A 15,352-nucleotide genomic window follows, 5' to 3' on the forward strand; every position below is an offset into this window, starting at 1 on the left:
AGGAATTAGAAATGAAACTAAGAGCACCAATGCCTGAAATGGAAGGCGCAGTAAAATGGTTAAACAGTGAAGTGACAAGAGAAGATCTTGTCGGGGAAAAACCAACACTCATTCATTTCTGGTCAGTCAGCTGCCACCTTTGTAAAGAAGCAATGCCTGACATTAATGAACTGCGTGATGAATATGAAGAAAACCTGAACGTGGTTGCGGTTCATATGCCTCGATCTGAAGATGATCTTGATATGCAGGTCATTGAGCAGGTTGCACAGGGACACGATATTTCACAGCCAATTTATGTGGACAGTGAGCATAAGCTGACTGAAGCATTTGAAAATCAGTATGTACCAGCTTATTACGTTTTTGATAAAGAAGGTCAGCTTCGTCATTTCCAGGCAGGCGGCAGCGGGATGAAAATGCTCCGTAAGCGACTGAACAGAGTGCTTGATACTGAAGAAAAATGATTTGACCACTTCATTAACAACTTCCTTTACCCGATATAATGGGTGAAGGAAGTTTTTTGTTATGGACGTAAAAGGAGAGATACATATGACAGAACAAAATGGCATCCTGCTTGAAAGCGGGACAAATGAGCTGGAAATCGTTGAATTTGAAGTGAAAGGGAGTAAGTATGGGATTAACGTAATTAAAGTAAAAGAAATTATACAGCCTGTGCCGGTTATTCCAATTCCACATTCTCATCATTATATAAAAGGAATTATCCAGCTGAGAGGAGAAGTGTTACCTGTAATCGATATGAGACAGGTGCTTGGAAGCGGGACTTTTGAAACAAATTCACAGGGAAAATACATTGTGTCAGAATTCAATCAACAAAAAGTAGTCTTTCATGTAGATAACGTTTCAATGATTCACAGGGTCTCGTGGGATCAGATAGAAAAGCCATCTGATATGTATCAGAGTAACCATACAAAAGTAATTGGTGTGATTAAGCGGAATGCTGACATGCTGCTTTTGCTCGACTTCGAGAGTATTATCCTTGAGATTAATCCGGAAACAGGCATAAATGTAGGAATGGTCAAGAAGCTTGGAGCGAGAGAAAGATCAGAGAAAAAGCTGGTAGTTGCTGAGGACTCACCGCTTCTAAGACAGCTGCTATCAGATACCCTGAGAGAAGCAGGGTATGATCAGGCTGAGTTTTTTGAGAATGGTCAGGATGCGCTGCATTATCTTGAATCACTGACATCTGAGCAGACAAAAATTGAAGATCACGTTCAGCTTGTTATTACTGATATTGAAATGCCGCAGATGGACGGACATCATTTAACAAAACGGATTAAGGAACATCAGAATCTGAAAAAATTGCCTGTTGTGATCTTTTCATCGTTAATCACAGACGACTTAAAGCATAAAGGAAGTAGAGTGGGAGCTGATGATCAGATTAGTAAGCCTGAGATTAATCAGCTGATTCATTCAATCGACCGGTTAATTCTTTAATAAAAACCGGAGCAGTTAAATATTTCAGCTGCTCCGGTTTTTTGTTTATACAGTTAAGGGAAGAGAGTAATATAAGTTATTCACCGAGCCGTTTGAATACAGGCCGCTGATAAGCCGGTTTTTGCTGGTTTTGTGCAGGTGCTGATTTAAGACCTGTGTAGGACTGCAAAATGCTCTTAGCTTCCCTGAGATTCATTCTGGTTTTGGGGTTTCTTACATTGTCTGAAAGCTTACCGAGATGCGGGAGTTCTTTGAAGTCTGTCTTTTGGGGAGGGATGTGAAACATATAGTTTGCACATTCTACTAATAAGTCTGAACGCTGCTGACTTAACCCTGGATTTCTGGAGTATTGGAGCCCGACTTTTTTGGCTTTTCCTTCTTTCAGCATCTGATCAATCGCTGCTTTTTTCATTTGATACAAAAATTTTGAATCCGGTGCTGTTTTTGCATGTTTATTGACGGTGAAAATAGCCTGGGCAATTCTTTCTGAAGAAAGTTCTGAGGGTTCACTCATATTGTCACTACCTTTTCCTTTGATTTGGACAAGTATACATCAAATAACTGAAAATTTAAAGTTGGAGCGTGATGAAGCTTGAAGAATAAAACAGCAGTTATTGATATTGGATCAAATACGATCAGACTGGTTCTATATGAATATGATCCTGAAAATGGAATGAAAGAGATCGAGAATATTAAAACTGTTGCCCGCTTAAAAATGTATCTTGATGATGACCAGAACCTGACTGGTGAGGGTGAAGAAATCCTTGAAGAAGCGCTTTTGGCATTTAAAGAAATTATTGAGTATCACGGAATTAAAGATATTCGTGCAGCAGCAACGGCAGCAGTACGTCAGGCAAGAAATAGCGATGAGATCGTTAAGAGAATGACAGAAAAGACGGGGATCAATATTAAAATTCTGACAGAGGAAGAAGAGGCATTCTTTGGTTTCCTTGCTGTGATTCATTCTACCCCTGTCATGTCAGCCGTCACGATTGATATTGGTGGTGGCAGTACTGAAGTAACCTATTATGAACATAAGCAGCTTATACATTCACACAGTTTCCCTTTTGGAGCAGTATCATTGAAGAAAGATTTTATGGCCGGTGATCAGATGACGAAAAGCGAGAGGAAGAAACTGATTAAATTTCTGAGAGAATCTTTTTTAAGCCTGGACTGGCTGTCAGATAAGAAAGTTCCTATTGTCGCAATCGGTGGAAGTGCACGGAATATTGCGCAGATTCATCAGCAGTCTGTTAATTATCCGGTTGCAGGTGTTCATCAGTACTGGATGACAGAGAACGATCTGAAAGAGGTAAACGACGAACTGGTTGACATGACAAAGGATGAGCTAGAAAAACTGGACGGATTATCAAGTGACCGGACAGATATTATTGCGCCGGCTTCACAGGTATTTTGTGAGCTGTATGACATTGTTACTGCCAAAGGTTTTATGTTCAGCAGGAAGGGTCTCCGTGATGGCATAGTGTTTAGAGAACTGATGAAAAAGTATGATGCACCGCTTGATAAAGAGAAGGTTTTTCTATCGAGTATGAACGAGCTTGCTTTTGATTACGCGATTGAAAAGTCTGAAGCGGAGCATATGATTTCTCTGGCAACTGAATTGTACTCTCAACTTGGCGCTCTGGGAGAGGTGAGCGAGTCAGAAAAAGGACTGCAGCTGCTTAAAAGAGCGGCTTTCCTTTATTACCTTGGTGAATATATTGATTCAGACTCAAGCAGTCAGCATACCTTTTATATTATTGCGAATCGGTCAATCGATGGTGTTTTACATAAAGACCGAATTGCACTTGCTTTGGCAGCTTCTTTCAAGAGTAAATCAATGTTCCAGCAGTTCTTAGAGCCATTTGATGGCTGGTTCAGTGATGAGGAGCTCTATGAAATCAGACTGATTGGGTCTTTAGTTAAGTTGGCATACAGCTTGAATGGGTCAAAGAGAAACCTGATTAACCAGATCGAAATGAGAAAAAAAGAAGAGAAATTATATTTAAGCTTTTATGCTGAAGGACGCACTTTAGCAGAAGAATATCAGGCGAATAAACAAAAAAAGCATTTGGAGAAGACTTTGAAATCCTCACTCGTACTCGACTTTATTCCAATTAAACAGGAAGCCTAGGAGAGATTACTATGGGACATAACAATAAGAAGTTCAGCAAACCTGAATATTTTAACAATCGTGAACTAAGCTGGCTGGCGTTTAATCAGAGAGTCCTTGAAGAGTCATTTGATATGAATAACCCTTTGCTTGAACGTCTCAGGTTTCTTGCGATCTTCAGTTCAAATCTCGATGAGTTTTATATGGTACGTGTGGCTGGTCTGAAGGATCAGGTGAAAGCAAACTTTACAAAGCCTGAAAATAAAGCTGGACTCACCCCGAAGCAGCAGCTGAGTGCGATTTCAGAGAAAACACATCACCTTGTTAAGCTGCAGTACCAGACACTTTCCACACTTGAAAAGGACTTAAAAAAAGAAGATATCACTATTAAGTCAGTCAATGACCTGTCTTCCAAGCAGCAGATATTTACTGAGCATTTTTTCAAGGAGCAGGTATTTCCTGTACTCACGCCGCTCGCAGTGGATGCTTACCGGCCATTTCCGATCTTGTTAAATAAAAGTCTCAATATCATTGTTGAACTATCAAGTAAACAACAGGAAAAAAAGGTGGCAATTGTTCAGGTGCCATCTGTCCTGCCCCGCTTTATCAGGCTGCCTTCGATCACGGATTATGAATTTATCATGCTTGAAGATGTGATCAAACACTTCTTAAACAGACTATTTGTCGGCTATAGTGTGACTTCAAATCTGCTTTTCAGAATTACGCGAAATGCAGATTTAACCATCCATGAAGAAGGGGCCCGCGACCTACTTCTTGAAATTGAGAAAGAACTGAAAAAGAGAAAATGGGGAGCGGCTGTCAGGCTTGAAATCGAACATCATGATGCTCCGCAAAAACTGCTTTCTATGCTGACTGAAGAACTCGAAATTGAAGAAAAAGACGTCTATTCAATCCGGGGGCCATTGGATTTAACCTGTTTATTTGATTTTATAAAAGCATGCTCAAAAGATAAGGATGATCTGATCTTTGAATCATTTATTCCCCAGCCGCCGGGCGACCTGCAGCCGGGGGAGAATATTTTTGACAAAGCGCTGAAAAGAGATCTGTTTTTCCATCATCCTTATGAATCTTTTAATCCGATTATTGATTTTATTGATGAAGCTGCTGAAGATCCTGATGTACTCGCCATTAAACAGACGCTCTACCGTGTAAGTGGAGGTTCACCCATTATTAATGCATTAAAAAAAGCTGCTGAAAATGGTAAGCAGGTGACTGTACTTGTTGAATTAAAAGCCAGATTCGATGAAGAAAACAATGTGCAGTGGGCTAAAGAGCTTGAAAAAGCAGGCTGTCACGTCATTTATGGCATGACTTTTCTGAAAACTCACAGCAAGATTACACTGATTGTCCGTAAAAAAGATCAGAAAATTGAACGGTTTGTCCATCTGGGAACCGGAAATTACAATGATCAGACAGCGAAAATCTATACAGACATGGGGATTATCACAACGAAAAGAAAATTCGGTACAGATGCGACGAATTTCTTCAATTATCTGAGCGGGTATACAGAAAAACCATCTTATCATCATTTAATTGTGGCGCCATTTTCAATACGTGATGCATTTATTGAAATGATTAATAAGGAAATAGCATTTCATAAAAAACATAAAAATGGGCATATTATTGCAAAGATGAATTCACTTACTGATAAGCCGCTTATTATGAAATTTTATGAGGCATCTGCTGCCGGGGTGAAAATTGAATTGATTATTAGGGGGATCTGCTGTCTGAAACCTGGTGTTCCGGGAGTAAGTGAGCATATCTCTGTCAGAAGTATTGTTGGCAGATTCCTTGAGCATAGCAGAATTTATTATTTTTATCATAACGGTGAAGAAAAATGTCTTCTTTCATCAGCCGATCTGATGACTAGAAATATGGACAAACGGGTTGAACTGCTGTTCCCGGTTACTGAGCAGATCCATAAAACCAGAATTAAGAACATACTGGTCCTTCAACTCTCAGATAATATGAAAGCCAGAGTTCAGGATCAAAACGGCGTTTATTCATATGTTGATAAAGGCGAAGATGCTGAAATCCATGCACAGAAAATATGCCTGGAGGAGGCATATAGAATCAGTGAAGGGGAGGAGTGATGAGTAAATATAACCATCTGACTGATTCTAAAGATTCACAATTTGATTGACTTTGAAAATGAAATTTGGAATGATTAAGGCAGTACGGTTCTTGGAAGGATGGACTCATGGAAACCTCACACTTACAGTCAATTGATGTTCAAAAAGATTTTCAAACTAAAATGTTTGATATGCTTTCAGTTATTATTACAAAACACATTGCAGATGCAGTTTTCATTATGGAAGAGGTTGGAGAAGAATTTATTTATAAATATGCAAATCAGTCTGCTCTTCGTATTGTTGATAAAAAAGACGATCAGATTATTGGGAAGAGTCTTCAGGAGGTGATGGGAAGCCTTAGCTCAAAGCTGATCAGTTTATACAGACATGCAAAAAAGAGCACGAAAGATTTTCGTTATCGTGACCTGATCCATATAGATGGTCAATCAGTTCATTATGAGACCAATCTCACTGCGCTGTCAGATGATCAGAGTCAACGCAGTTATATTGTTGCGGTTGTCCGGGATGTGACGGATGAAGAAAGCGAGAAGGAAAAGCTTAGGAATCTGCATGAGCACTATCAATCAATCATTCAGCATAACCTGGATGCAGTTTTGACATTGTCAGAGAATGGTGTCATTACCTCCGTCAATCAGGCTGCAGTCAAAATATTTGGTGCAGAGGCTGACCGCCTGGTGGATCAGCCTGTTTCAGCTTTATTTACAGTTGGGAAAACATTTAATGCGGTTAATTGTATTCAAAAAGCAATCACAGATGGCCCGCATGAACTTCATTTTATTCCTGCTTCAACGGCAGAAGGTACAGCAATCGTTGTACACGCAAAGTTTGTACCTATTATCGTTCAGGGACAAGCCAGAGGTGTATTTATGATAATCCGTGATGCAACCAGTGAGCAGGAAACAAAAGAAAAAATGGATTTTCTCTATCTTCACGATCGGTTGACCGGATTATATAACCGGCAGGCATTCAGCTTGCATATCGATGAACAATCAGAGCTGACTGGAGATACTCATTCTGTCTTATGTCTGGATCTGGATAACTTTAAGAAACTGAATAATACGCTCGGGTTTAACGCCGGAGATGAACTGCTGAAAAAAGTAGCAGGAAGGTTAAGGACGTTACTTGGTGAAAAGGATTCATTATACCGGCTTAACGCGGATGAATTTGTTTTTCTACTGCATCACACAACACAGGTTCAATCCAAATACTTTGCTGATCAGGTTCTGACCTTATTTCAAGACCCGTTTAATATTGACAGCCAGGAGTACTTTGTCACAGCAAGCATCGGGATCAGTTTATTCCCTGCAGATGGCATACATAGCGAAGTTCTGATCAATCGTGCGGCTCAGGCTTTACATGCGGTAAAGAAGGCAGGGGGACCCGGTGTAGGCATTTATCACAACGAGATGACACAGGCTTTACCGGACAGGATGATTATGGAAACTCATCTTAGAAGAGCGATCGAATTGAATGAACTATCTCTTCATTATCAGCCTCAGGTAGATTTGCAAAATGGTGAAATATCAAGCGTGGAAGCGCTTCTCAGATGGAATAACAGAAAGTTTGGAGCAGTACCACCTTCAAAATTTATTCCTATTGCAGAAGAAAACGGATTGATCCATACAATTGGAGCTTGGGTGATCGATCAGGCGTGCCTGCAGCTTCAGACATGGGCCCTACAGGGCATCGACCATATCCGTATCGCTGTTAATATATCTCCAAAGCAATTTGCACAGACAGATTTTGATCAGACCATTATGAATGCGCTGAATAAATATCATATTGATGCAACCCTGCTTGAAATTGAAATTACTGAAAGTGCAATGAGTAATATGAATACAACTTTAATTATGCTGAAAAAATTGAAGAAAGTTGGTGTCAAAATATCGGTTGACGATTTTGGTACCGGCTATTCATCTTTAAATTATCTCAGGCTTTTTCCGATAGATATATTAAAGATTGACCAGTCATTCGTTCGGGAAATCCAGTCTGAATGTAAGGATGCAGCCATTACAAAAACCATCATACATCTTGCACACAGCCTGGGTCTTGAAGTTGTCGCAGAGGGTGTGGAGGAGATGGCACAGGTATCCTTTTTAAGAAAAGAACACTGCCAGAAGGGACAGGGATACTTTTTCAGTAAACCGCTACCTTCAGCTGAAATGGAAAAGAAGCTGCTTAATATCGGATAAAAGATAGATTGACATTTTTCTTTTAGTAGTTTACTGTAAAGCTGTTGTGCAGAATTTAAGTATTTTACTAAAGGAGCTTTTTCAATTGAAAAAAGGGCTGACACTCAATATCCTTCGTATTCCGGTAAACCCAGGTGTGATTACAGTGTATATCGAAGGTTTTAATGAAGAAAATTCAAAGGGCACGGTTTATGCGGAACTAAATAATGAACATGTATCTGCAACTGGCTTTAACAAGAAAAAAACAATTGTACGCGCGATTGCCAAGCTGCAACATAAGAATACAATTCATCAGGATCATCATCAGTAAACTGATTTGGCCTCACGGGCTGGATCAGTTTTTTATTTTCTCCGCTTTCTCAGGATTAAATTGAATATGACAGAAATTGATAGTATAATGAATGAATAGCCATTCATTATACTCAGGAGGGATTCAGATGGGAAAAGTTTATATCGTAACCGGTGGTTCAAACGGAATGGGGAAATATATGGCAAAAAGGCTTGCGGATGATGGACACTCTGTATTAATCACGGGAAGAGATGAAGAAAAACTGAAAGCGGCAGCAGAAGAGATCGGCTCTGACGTTCAGTACTTCCAAATGGACGTACGTGAGCCTGACATGGCAGTGGAAATGGTAGAAGCAGCAGTTCATCATTTTGGCACAGTAGATGGACTCATTAATAATGCTGCCGGAAACTTCATTTGTCCAGTTGAGAAGATGTCTGCAAATGCATGGAGATCAGTGATCGACATCGTCTTAAACGGTACGTTCAATTGTACAAAAGCAGTAGGGGATTACTGGATCGAACATCAGATTAAAGGTGTCATCATTAACATGGTTGCTACATATGCATGGAATGCAGGCGCAGGTGTTGCGCATTCAGCAGCAGCAAAAGCAGGGGTATTGTCGCTGACAAGAACAATTGCTGTTGAATGGGGGCATAAATACGGCATCAGAGCAAATGCAATTGCACCGGGTCCCATTGAGAGAACAGGCGGAGCAGAAAAGCTGTTTCAGTCTGAAGAAGCAGCTCAGAGAACTTTGCAAAGTGTTCCACTGAAAAGACTTGGAAAGCCGGAGGAAATTGCAGGACTTGCGGCATTTATGCTCTCAGATGACGCCGCCTATATGAACGGTGAATGTGTCACGCTTGATGGGGGTCAGTGGTTGAATGCATTTCCTTTTTAATTTTTGACTTTGTAATGTTTGCTGATGATTACAGCGGGATGAGGATGTTTTTCCGAGATTGGACAGTGAAGCCCGCCGGATTTGCCGCGGGCTCACACCTTCTTTGCTGCCGGAGGATTTGCTCATCTGAGTGGTAATTACCAGCTGGGCAGTAAAAAAATGATCCTTTACATAAGGTGATTTTTATAACATTTAAATATCTTAAAGGTATAATTTAAAACGAATTGACCACCTTATGATTAAAGACTAAAGGTGGCGATCGCTTGGTTACAATACTCACCATATCAGTGATTGTTTTAATTTGTATTATCGGACTTGCAGGTACGCTGCAGGCAGCGGGTAAAAAAGGTGAACGTGATGAGGTTTCTGACGAGGTGCAGAATCACCCTGTTCTCTTTAACCCGGTTATTATCATATACAGCCTTGCAGGGATCGCTGGCGTGGGGATCATTTTATATTATATGATATAAAAAAACCGGCATGAGGGCCGGTTTAGTCACAAGAAATATTCAACTTTTCAGCCAGTGCTTCCAGGTTGTAACCTCTGACAACATCCTGGTCATTTATTAAAACCGTTGGGGTCGAATAGGACTCCAGCGTTTTAATCATGTACTCCTGAGAAGACAGATCTTCTTTAATATTTATCTCATTAAATTGAATATTGTTTGCTTTGAAAAAACGCTTTACAATTTCACATGGAGGGCACTGAGGCTGAGTGTACAAAGTTACCTTTTGCACGATGCTCACATCCTTTTAACGATTTATCTCTACACATAGTTTCCCGTAAATACCATGCTGTGTCAAAGAATTTGCAGTCTGAATGAACTGATCCTGAATTTGCGCTGTTATGAGTTGGCGATGTGTGTTATAGTATTCTTTGTTTTGTTAGAGCCGAATAAGGGAATGATGATGGAGATTTCGTCAAAATTAATTCTTTATCATCTGTTACTCCTAATCAAATGTTATAATGAAATGATCAACAAACAGAAGGGAGAATACCACATGTCTCAACTGATGGGTATTATTCAAAGACTTAAAACATTGCAGGAACAGGATCAGTCAGGTGATGTTCCTTCCCGCTTTTTCGAATTGAACGGCAAAAGAGTGTGTCAGGTTAAGTATTTCGGCACAAATGATACGTTCGAGCTTGAAGTGTATGATAAAGATCAAAAACCGCAAAAATATCCTTTCGACAACATTGATATGACTGCGATTGAAATTTATGAATTACTTCAGGAAGAAAATAATAATCAGGCGTAATAAAGAAACCGGGCTATCCGGTTTTTTTTATGGGTTTTTTTAGATAAAACCATCAGCAACATAGTGGGGCAAGAATGAGATTATGTTATGATATGTAAAGAGAGATTTTGTAAAAGGGGTTTAACTGATGTTAACTACAGAACATAAAGAATTCTTAGAGACGCCAATCAGTCAATATATTATACCATCTGAAAAAATAGCACACGTGCAGGAAATGAATACAGCTGAGCATGCTTTACTTGTGCTGACCAAAAGTGGTTATTCATCTATTCCTGTGCTCGATGCAACATATCACCTGAAAGGGCTGATCAGCGTTCAGATGATTACGGATTCAATGCTTGGACTTGAAGAAATTGAATTTAGCAGACTAAATGAAAAGAAAGTAAAAGATGTGATGCTTTCAGACATCCCATCACTAAAAAAACAGGATCAATTCCAGTTTGCACTGAACCTTCTCGTAGACCATCCATTTGTGTGTGTCATGAGCCCTGAAGGATACTTTGAAGGGCTGCTAACCAGAAGAGTGATGCTCAAGCAGCTGCAGCGTCATATTCACAAACAAATTCAGCGTTCGTAACGTCAAGGGAGCTTCTCAATGTCGAATTCAGAACATGAGCACCGTGAATTGAAATACCGTCCGTTTATATTGGCAGCTGTCATGTTGGCAATGTTTGTCGGAGCAATTGAAGCAACGATTGTCTCAACAGCTATGCCGGCTATTACAGCTGATCTGGGAGGATTCCAGCTGTATAGCTGGGTTTTTTCATCTTATCTTTTAATGAGTACAGTGACTGTTCTTTTATATGGTAAACTCTCAGATATTTTTGGGAGAAAGCCTGTATTGACATTGGGGATGTCACTGTTTTTGCTCGGCTCAATCCTGTGCGGTTTTGCTGAAACAATGGAATGGCTGATTGTATTCCGTTTTATTCAGGGACTCGGGGCTGGAGCGGTTATGCCAATTGCCTCTACAATAGTAGGTGATATCTATTCAAAGGAAGAGCGTGCAAAGATCCAGGGGTATCTCTCGAGTGTATGGGGAATTTCAGCTGTTATGGGTCCTGCGATTGGGGGCCTTCTTGTTGAGACAATCGGCTGGCAGTATGTATTCTGGATTAATGTGCCGCTTGGTATTCTGTCTTTAACAGTGTTATGGCTGTTTTTGAAAGAAAATGTTGAAAAGAATACGTCACCAATTGATTACAAAGGTGCTGTTCTTTTATCAGTTGGGCTGACGATTCTTTTATATTTATTAGTGGAGGGCGGCATTTCTATTCCATGGCTCTCACCAACTGCTCTTATCATGCTAACTGTATCTGCAGTGATTATTGTCTTGTTTGTCAGACACGAATTAGCAGCAGCTGATCCGATGATGCCATTTTCAATCTGGAAGAATCGCGCAATTTTCATTGCAAATATTGTATCCCTGACTACAGGTGTTCTGCTCATCGGTATCTCCAGTTATCTTCCTGCATTTGTGACTGGGGTAATGGGAGAAAGTGCAACCATTGCCGGTTTTACTCTTACTGCAATGTCAGTAGGCTGGCCGATCGCAGCAACAGTGGCAGGAAGGCTGCTGATTAAAATCGGCTACTATCGGACAAGTCTGATTGGCGGGATTTCACTTATTGTCGGCTCATTCCTGTTTGTTTTAATGGAGCCCGAATATGGACCGCTCTGGCCAACCATTTCATCGTTCTTTGTAGGAGTGGGAATGGGACTGACAACCACTTCATTTATCGTATCGATTCAGAGCTCTGTTCCGTGGAAGCTTCGCGGTGCAGCAACTGCAGCGAATATGTTTATGAGAAACCTTGGAAGCACGGTTGGAGTTGCGCTGCTTGGCGGGATTTTAAATTCCTCAATCAGGTCTTCTTTTGAAAATAATGAGAATCCGGAAGTCCAGTCTCTCGGAGTAGATGCGGTGAACCGGCTGTTAGAAGCTGAGCAGAGAAGTCAGATTGAACCGGCCGTATTAGAGCAGCTTCAAATCGCAATGACAGACGGATTAAATATCGTTTATTTTATTGTGTTTGCCGTTGCAGTGATCAGCCTGTTGTTTATACTGTTCTTACCTCGAAATGAATAGGATGTATGTGAGATGAATCATTCTGATTACCGTATGCTCGACGTACTGGCAGAAGAAATGAATATGAGGAAAGCTGCTGAAAGACTTTTCGTATCGCAGCCTGCGCTGTCTCAGCGCCTGCAGACACTTGAAAAAGAATGGCAGAAACCATTATTTATACGGTCTAAAAAAGGGTTAACGCTTACACCGGCAGGAGAAATGATTGTTGGTATGGCAAGGGAGATCATTAAAAAAGAAGAAGCAGTAAAAGAACAGATCCTCGCCATGGACTCGAAAGTATATGGAACCCTCAAGATTGCGTGTGCATCAATAGTAGGTCAGAACTGGCTGCCTAAAGTATTGAAGGATTTTGTTGAAACAAATCCCCATGCCAGAATCTCACTGATGACCGGTTGGAGCAGTGAAATTCTTCAGGCTGTTTATAACGGGGAAGTACACGTTGGCATTATCCGCGGAACACCTGACTGGAAAGGTCCGAAAATGCACCTGTTTCAGGATCAGTTATATTTGGTGGATAAAGAAATTAAACGGGTGGAAGACCTGCACTTAACCGATAGACCTTTCATTCAATTTAAAAGTGATTCAACGTATTATCAGGAAATTCAGGAGTGGTGGAGCAGACAATTTCAGATCTCGCCACGTCAGAATATCCTTGTAGATCAGATCGAAACATGTAAGCAGATGGCGCTTAACGGGATCGGTTATGCAATCCTCCCGTCAATCACATTGACCGGTCAGGAAAGCGTCTATTGCACACCGCTTCACACAGAGGAGCAGACGCTAAAAAGAGATACCTGGCTGATCGGTTATCAGTCAGCATTTGAACTCCCGCAGGTAGAAGCTTTTATAGAATCTGTACAGAAACATTTGGATTAAGATTTATCAATTAAATGAAATTTTCTAATATTGATCACTTGTGTTGTGGTACGGTGATCTGATAAAGTAAAAGTCAGTTGTATATTGATACAAAAGATTGAGAGGGGAATTCAGATGAATACAATGGATGCAAATGAAATTATTTCCTATATACAGAACGCGAAAAAATCGACGCCTGTAAAAGTGTACGTAAAAGGTGCAGATCTGCACAAAATTAACTTCGGAGACGGTTCTCAAACATTTCTATCTGAAGGATCAGGAGTCGTATTCGGCGAGTGGGCTGATATCCAGCCGGCACTTGAAAAGCATACAGACCAGATCTGGGATTATGTCGTTGAAAACGACCGCAGAAACTCGGCTATTCCAATGCTTGATATGAAAAATATTAAAGCGCGTATCGAGCCGGGAGCAATTATCCGTGACCAGGTTGAAATCGGTGATAATGCTGTTATCATGATGGGTGCCTCAATCAACATCGGTTCAGTTGTCGGATCAGGGACAATGATTGATATGAACGTTGTTTTAGGCGGCCGTGCAACAGTTGGTAAGAACTGTCATATCGGTGCAGGCGCAGTACTTGCCGGCGTAATTGAGCCACCTTCAGCAAAACCTGTCATTGTAGAAGATGATGTTGTGATTGGTGCAAATGCAGTCGTTCTAGAAGGTGTAACAGTCGGTAAAGGAGCAGTTGTAGCTGCGGGCGCAATTGTTATTGAAGACGTAGAACCTTACACAGTGGTTGCAGGAACACCTGCAAAAGTACTGAAGAAAATTGATGAAAAAACTAAGTCTAAAACAGAAATCAAGCAGGAACTTCGTCAGCTGTAATAGCTGTTTTAAAAAACGCAGATGACATTCTGCGTTTTTTTCATGAATAAAAACTATCGTTTGGAAGGTGTAATGAAATGGATTCATTTATTCAGGTTCGCAGAGATCTTCATAAAATACCGGAAGTCGGCTATCATGAATTTAAAACCCAGCAGTATCTGCTTAATTTTATTCACACTCTCCCGCAGGATGCTTTAACAATTAAAACCTGGGAGACAGGTATTTTTGTTTTAGTCAGAGGGAATGGCGAACAGCCGAGAACACTGGCATATAGAACAGATATTGATGGTTTACCAATTACTGAACAGACTGAACTTCCATTTGCATCCGAACATTCAGGCTTTATGCATGCATGTGGTCATGATTTTCATATGAGTATCGCACTCGGCATTCTCTCAGGCTTAGCGCAGAAACCCTTAAGGGACAATATTCTTTTTATATTCCAGCCTGCAGAAGAAGGCCCGGGCGGTGCAGAGCGTATGCTGCAATCTGAAGAGATGAATGCGTGGATGCCTGATGAAATTATGGGACTCCATATCGCACCTGAATACCAGGCAGGAGAAGTCGCTGTTAAAAAAGGTCTCCTATTCGCCAATACATCTGAACTGAAAATTATGCTGAAGGGGAAAGGTGGCCATGCAGCCTATCCACATAAAACAAAAGACATGATTGTTGCGGGGGCGCACCTGATTACACAGCTGCAGTCAATTGTTGCAAGATCGATTGATCCTTTGAACAGTGCGGTAGTAACCGTTGGAAAACTTGAAGCAGGGACAGTTGGAAATATCATCGCTGAAACAGCTGAACTGAATGGCACGATGAGAAGCCTGGACCCTGAAGTAATGGAGACACTCAAAACGAGAGTAAAAGCAATTTGTGATGGGATTGCTTTAGCGTTTGATTGTGAGGTGAAGGCAGAGTTTAACCAGCCATATTATATGGTTTATAATGACCACCAGTTAACCGGTGAATTCATGACATTCGCCGAAAAACACCAGGGCATCAAGTGTATCGAATGTGAAAAGGCCATGACTGGAGAAGACTTTGGTTATTTCCTGAAGGAAATCCCGGGGTTCATGTTCTGGCTTGGGGTTGGTTCAGAGTATGGACTCCATCATTCAAAGCTAAATCCGGATGAGAGAGCAATTGATCCTGCCATTGAATTTATTATAGATTACTTAAGAAGTAAGTAATATCTTTTTAATGAATTGTTCATGCAAAATGATAAAGAGCCTGGG

General features: G+C 40.7%; 16 protein-coding genes. 14 read left to right on the forward strand and 2 right to left on the reverse strand.

What is annotated here, in order from left to right:
• Positions 1–11: 11 nt before the first annotated feature.
• Positions 12–461: a TlpA disulfide reductase family protein gene (locus DH10bf12_RS11070; protein ID WP_471735350.1), complete on the forward strand. Its 450-nt coding sequence runs from the start codon at positions 12–14 to the stop codon at positions 459–461.
• 85 nt (positions 462–546) lie between these two features.
• On the forward strand, positions 547–1,452 hold the full coding sequence (locus tag DH10bf12_RS11075) for a chemotaxis protein (protein ID WP_471735351.1): 906 nt from the start codon (positions 547–549) through the stop codon (positions 1,450–1,452).
• A gap of 76 nt (positions 1,453–1,528) precedes the next feature.
• Here the strand turns inward: DH10bf12_RS11075 and DH10bf12_RS11080 are convergent, their stop codons facing one another.
• Complete coding sequence (locus DH10bf12_RS11080; RefSeq protein WP_471735352.1) at positions 1,529–1,966, reverse strand: YkyB family protein; 438 nt, start codon at positions 1,964–1,966, stop codon at positions 1,529–1,531.
• Positions 1,967–2,044: 78 nt separating this feature from the next.
• Between DH10bf12_RS11080 and DH10bf12_RS11085 the strand changes: the two genes are divergently transcribed.
• The 6 genes from DH10bf12_RS11085 to DH10bf12_RS11110 all read left to right on the forward strand — a co-directional run bounded on the left by DH10bf12_RS11085 (position 2,045) and on the right by DH10bf12_RS11110 (position 9,531).
• On the forward strand, positions 2,045–3,586 hold the full coding sequence (locus DH10bf12_RS11085; protein ID WP_471735353.1) for a Ppx/GppA phosphatase family protein: 1,542 nt from the start codon (positions 2,045–2,047) through the stop codon (positions 3,584–3,586).
• Between the two features lie 11 nt (positions 3,587–3,597).
• A complete protein-coding gene (locus DH10bf12_RS11090; protein ID WP_471735354.1) occupies positions 3,598–5,679 on the forward strand; it encodes an RNA degradosome polyphosphate kinase in 2,082 nt (693 codons plus the stop codon).
• Positions 5,680–5,786: 107 nt separating this feature from the next.
• Entirely contained in the window at positions 5,787–7,871 is a 2,085-nt protein-coding gene (locus DH10bf12_RS11095) for a putative bifunctional diguanylate cyclase/phosphodiesterase (RefSeq protein WP_471735355.1), read from the forward strand.
• Between the two features lie 85 nt (positions 7,872–7,956).
• Positions 7,957–8,181, forward strand: a complete 225-nt coding sequence (locus tag DH10bf12_RS11100; RefSeq protein ID WP_471735356.1) for a hypothetical protein — start codon at positions 7,957–7,959, stop codon at positions 8,179–8,181.
• Positions 8,182–8,308: 127 nt separating this feature from the next.
• The gene (fadH, locus tag DH10bf12_RS11105; protein ID WP_471735357.1) at positions 8,309–9,061 is read left to right on the forward strand and encodes a 2,4-dienoyl-CoA reductase; all 753 of its coding nucleotides are present in this window, start codon (positions 8,309–8,311) and stop codon (positions 9,059–9,061) included.
• 263 nt (positions 9,062–9,324) lie between these two features.
• On the forward strand, positions 9,325–9,531 hold the full coding sequence (locus tag DH10bf12_RS11110; RefSeq protein ID WP_471735358.1) for a hypothetical protein: 207 nt from the start codon (positions 9,325–9,327) through the stop codon (positions 9,529–9,531).
• Positions 9,532–9,553: 22 nt separating this feature from the next.
• Here DH10bf12_RS11110 and DH10bf12_RS11115 read toward each other — a convergent pair whose 3' ends face one another.
• Positions 9,554–9,799: a glutaredoxin domain-containing protein gene (locus tag DH10bf12_RS11115; RefSeq protein WP_471735359.1), complete on the reverse strand. Its 246-nt coding sequence runs from the start codon at positions 9,797–9,799 to the stop codon at positions 9,554–9,556.
• A gap of 264 nt (positions 9,800–10,063) precedes the next feature.
• Between DH10bf12_RS11115 and DH10bf12_RS11120 the strand changes: the two genes are divergently transcribed.
• The 6 genes from DH10bf12_RS11120 to DH10bf12_RS11145 all read left to right on the forward strand — a co-directional run bounded on the left by DH10bf12_RS11120 (position 10,064) and on the right by DH10bf12_RS11145 (position 15,307).
• Positions 10,064–10,321, forward strand: coding sequence for a YkuJ family protein (locus DH10bf12_RS11120; RefSeq protein ID WP_471735360.1), 258 nt, complete (start codon positions 10,064–10,066; stop codon positions 10,319–10,321).
• A 127-nt stretch (positions 10,322–10,448) separates the two neighbouring features.
• Entirely contained in the window at positions 10,449–10,898 is a 450-nt protein-coding gene (gene cbpB, locus DH10bf12_RS11125) for a cyclic-di-AMP-binding protein CbpB (protein ID WP_404408876.1), read from the forward strand.
• Positions 10,899–10,916: 18 nt separating this feature from the next.
• The gene (locus DH10bf12_RS11130; RefSeq protein ID WP_471735361.1) at positions 10,917–12,410 is read left to right on the forward strand and encodes an MDR family MFS transporter; all 1,494 of its coding nucleotides are present in this window, start codon (positions 10,917–10,919) and stop codon (positions 12,408–12,410) included.
• A 12-nt stretch (positions 12,411–12,422) separates the two neighbouring features.
• The gene (locus DH10bf12_RS11135) at positions 12,423–13,286 is read left to right on the forward strand and encodes a LysR family transcriptional regulator (RefSeq protein ID WP_471735362.1); all 864 of its coding nucleotides are present in this window, start codon (positions 12,423–12,425) and stop codon (positions 13,284–13,286) included.
• 114 nt (positions 13,287–13,400) lie between these two features.
• Entirely contained in the window at positions 13,401–14,114 is a 714-nt protein-coding gene (dapD, locus tag DH10bf12_RS11140; protein WP_404408881.1) for a 2,3,4,5-tetrahydropyridine-2,6-dicarboxylate N-acetyltransferase, read from the forward strand.
• A 77-nt stretch (positions 14,115–14,191) separates the two neighbouring features.
• Positions 14,192–15,307, forward strand: a complete 1,116-nt coding sequence (locus DH10bf12_RS11145; protein WP_471735363.1) for an N-acetyldiaminopimelate deacetylase — start codon at positions 14,192–14,194, stop codon at positions 15,305–15,307.
• The last annotated feature ends 45 nt before the right edge of the window (positions 15,308–15,352 follow it).

The sequence above is a fragment of the Jeotgalibacillus sp. 10bf12 genome (assembly GCF_055597105.1).

Coding starts and splice junctions, on each gene's coding strand:
- DH10bf12_RS11120 (WP_471735360.1), top strand. CDS start 10,064: ATGTCTCAACTGATGGGTATTATTCAAAGACTTAAAACATTGCAGGAA.
- dapD (WP_404408881.1), top strand. CDS start 13,401: ATGAATACAATGGATGCAAATGAAATTATTTCCTATATACAGAACGCG.
- DH10bf12_RS11145 (WP_471735363.1), top strand. CDS start 14,192: ATGGATTCATTTATTCAGGTTCGCAGAGATCTTCATAAAATACCGGAA.
- fadH (WP_471735357.1), top strand. CDS start 8,309: ATGGGAAAAGTTTATATCGTAACCGGTGGTTCAAACGGAATGGGGAAA.
- DH10bf12_RS11130 (WP_471735361.1), top strand. CDS start 10,917: ATGTCGAATTCAGAACATGAGCACCGTGAATTGAAATACCGTCCGTTT.
- DH10bf12_RS11080 (WP_471735352.1), bottom strand. CDS start 1,966: ATGAGTGAACCCTCAGAACTTTCTTCAGAAAGAATTGCCCAGGCTATT.
- DH10bf12_RS11095 (WP_471735355.1), top strand. CDS start 5,787: ATGGAAACCTCACACTTACAGTCAATTGATGTTCAAAAAGATTTTCAA.
- DH10bf12_RS11135 (WP_471735362.1), top strand. CDS start 12,423: ATGAATCATTCTGATTACCGTATGCTCGACGTACTGGCAGAAGAAATG.
- cbpB (WP_404408876.1), top strand. CDS start 10,449: ATGTTAACTACAGAACATAAAGAATTCTTAGAGACGCCAATCAGTCAA.
- DH10bf12_RS11075 (WP_471735351.1), top strand. CDS start 547: ATGACAGAACAAAATGGCATCCTGCTTGAAAGCGGGACAAATGAGCTG.
- DH10bf12_RS11070 (WP_471735350.1), top strand. CDS start 12: ATGAAACTAAGAGCACCAATGCCTGAAATGGAAGGCGCAGTAAAATGG.
- DH10bf12_RS11090 (WP_471735354.1), top strand. CDS start 3,598: ATGGGACATAACAATAAGAAGTTCAGCAAACCTGAATATTTTAACAAT.